Here is a 2,659-nt window from a genome sequence, read left to right on the forward strand (position 1 = left end):
TTCTCTACTAAAGCAGCTGGCAGTTCAACGTTTTCCTCACTCTCTGTACGAGTATCAGGAAGATTAGCTACAAGTGTACAAGCCGTAGTGTTTTTGTAATTTTTATAATCGCAAGCAGGACTGGTTCGCACCCAATTTTCAGGCCACACGGCATCTATTGGTGTCACAGGTCCGGTGTGATTGATTACAGCATCAAAAATAATTCGGATTCCATGTTGATGTGCTTTTTCTACCATCATTTTAACATCTTCAGCCGTTCCAAAGTTCGGATCGAAAGCTGTCCAATCTTTAGTCCAATAGCCATGAAAGCCATAACTATATCCAGTTCCTTCATCTGTTCCATCGTGGATTTGCTCTACCAAAGGTGTCATCCAAATAGCATTAATTCCTAGTCGGTCAAAATAACCTTCTTCAATTTTTTGAGTGATCCCTTTGACGTCACCACCCATAAAACCACGCAATTTTCCGGTTGCTTTAGTACGATTGTAGTTGATGTCATTGCTTGGATCACCGTTATTAAAACGGTCAGTCAATAAGAAATAGACGTTAGCTGCCTCCCAAACAAAAGGAGTTGTTTTCGATTGGGGTTGGTTTTGAGCTTGTGCTTCATTTGGCGAAATGAACGCTGCAAAAAGAGCTAGTAATAAAACAGTTTTTTTCATGTAGATAGATTATTTAAGTTCCAATATCAATGCCGAATGGGCTTCAATACTAATGTTATTTTTAATGTTGATGGTTTGTCCAGAAATTACGTCTTTTCCAATTGTATACTGTTGTGTATTTTCTTTAAAACGGGAAACAGCAACTTCTTGTTTTTCATCTGAATTGTTGATGATTACCATCACACTTTCAGCATCATTGTATCTAAAATAAGTGTAGACATTATTTTCTGGAATATAATGCGTTGTTTTTCCTGTATGAATTACTGATTTGCCTTTTCTCCAGTTGAACAATTTGGCTGTAAAATCAAAAAACTGTTGTTGTTCTTTAGTACGTCCATCTGCAGTAAAAGCATTGTTGGCATCGCCTTTCCATCCACCAGGGAAGTCACGACGAATGTCGCCATCTCCCACATTTTTATCGCCTTTCATTCCAATTTCAGAACCGTAATACAATTGCGGAATACCGCGAACTGTAGCCACTAGACTCATTGCCATTTGGTATTTTTTAATATCGCCTTGGTAGATTTGGTTGAAACGATTGGTGTCGTGATTTTCGGCAAAAACCAAAATATTGTTCGTGTTTGGATAGAGAAAATCGTTGGTAAAATTTTCATATACTTTAATTATTCCTTTGTCCCAACTGGCTTTATCTTCGTTAAAAACACCTCCATTAATAGCATCGTGAAGCGTAAAATCCATTACAGAAGGCAGGTTGGAATTGTAGCTTTGAATCGCACCAATTTTACTGTCTTTTTGCCAATAGGCCATTTGAGCTTGGTCGTGCATCCAAACTTCTCCCACGATATTGAAATGCGGATATTCGTCTGTAATGGCTTTGGTCCAGGTAGCAATTCCTTTCTTATCACAATACGAATAAGTGTCCACTCGGAAACCATCTAAATCAGCATATTCAATCCACCAAATGGCATTTTGAATTAAATAATTTAAAACCAAAGGATTGGTCTGGTTCAAATCGGGCATTGACTTGACAAACCATCCGTCCATACACATTTGAGCATCTGTTTGTGCAGCGTTTGGATCAAATTGAGATGTCATTCGGTAATTGGTTTGCTTAAAACCAGGAAATTGATGAATCCAATCGTAAGTTGGTAAATCATTCATCATCCAATGTTTGTATCCCCAATGATTGGTCACATAATCCATAATGTTTTTCATACCGCGTTGGTGCAATTCGGCACTCAATTTTACATACTCTTCGTTGGTTCCAAAACGGGAATCAATTTTGTACACATCGGATTGTCCGTAAGTATGATACGATCCTCTTTCGTCATTGTCTTCGCAAAGGGGAGTTGGCCAAATAGCAGTAGCTCCAAGGGATTTGATATAATCTAAGTTGTTGATGATTCCTTCAATATCACCACCGTGACGACCGTCTTTATTAGTACGATTGGCTTTTTCAATCGTTTCTTCGGTACTGTCATTATTTGGATTACCATTGGCAAAACGATCGGGCATTAATAAATAAATCATATCCGAACTGTCAAATCCTTTGCGAAAGCGAGAATCTTTTCTTCTTGATTTCAAGCTGTATGACTTTGTAAAAACTACTTTTTTATTTTTGGAAAACGAAAAAATCAAGTCTTGTGGTACTACGTTCTTGGTATCAATAGTTACAAAAAGATAGTTGGGATTTTCTGTTTTTTGAACAGTCTTTATGACTACTCCATTGGAAACGTTTACTTCATTTTGAGCAATATTTTTTCCGTAGAACATAATTTGCACTTCAGAAAGATTCATGTCGGCATACCAAAAAGGTGGTTCAACACGATCGATTTGCGCGAAAGCAAATGTTGTAGTAAGTAGTAAAAAGAAGATTTTTTTCATACTGATTTTATTTTTACCTAGGCAACCAACGGATTAAAATCCGTTGTTAAACAATGAGTTGTTCCTACGGGATTATGGTATATTTCCGAGAACCGTAGGTTCGACCTATATGTAAAGGCTAGATTTTTTTAATCCAGTCTTGTTTATATGTT

At 37.2% G+C, this 2,659-nt stretch carries 2 protein-coding genes; both read right to left on the reverse strand.

Annotated elements, in window-relative coordinates; translation table 11 throughout:
• A partial coding sequence (locus ACIQ6Z_RS09900; RefSeq protein WP_396210710.1) for an alpha-amylase family glycosyl hydrolase occupies positions 1-662 on the reverse strand: 662 nt, incomplete at its 3' end.
• A gap of 9 nt (positions 663-671) precedes the next feature.
• The gene (locus tag ACIQ6Z_RS09905; RefSeq protein WP_396210711.1) at positions 672-2,507 is read right to left on the reverse strand and encodes a glycoside hydrolase family 13 protein; all 1,836 of its coding nucleotides are present in this window, start codon (positions 2,505-2,507) and stop codon (positions 672-674) included.
• Positions 2,508-2,659 lie beyond the last annotated feature (152 nt).

The sequence above is a fragment of the Flavobacterium sp. genome (genome assembly GCF_044376915.1).
In the GTDB taxonomy this organism is placed as follows: domain Bacteria; phylum Bacteroidota; class Bacteroidia; order Flavobacteriales; family Flavobacteriaceae; genus Flavobacterium.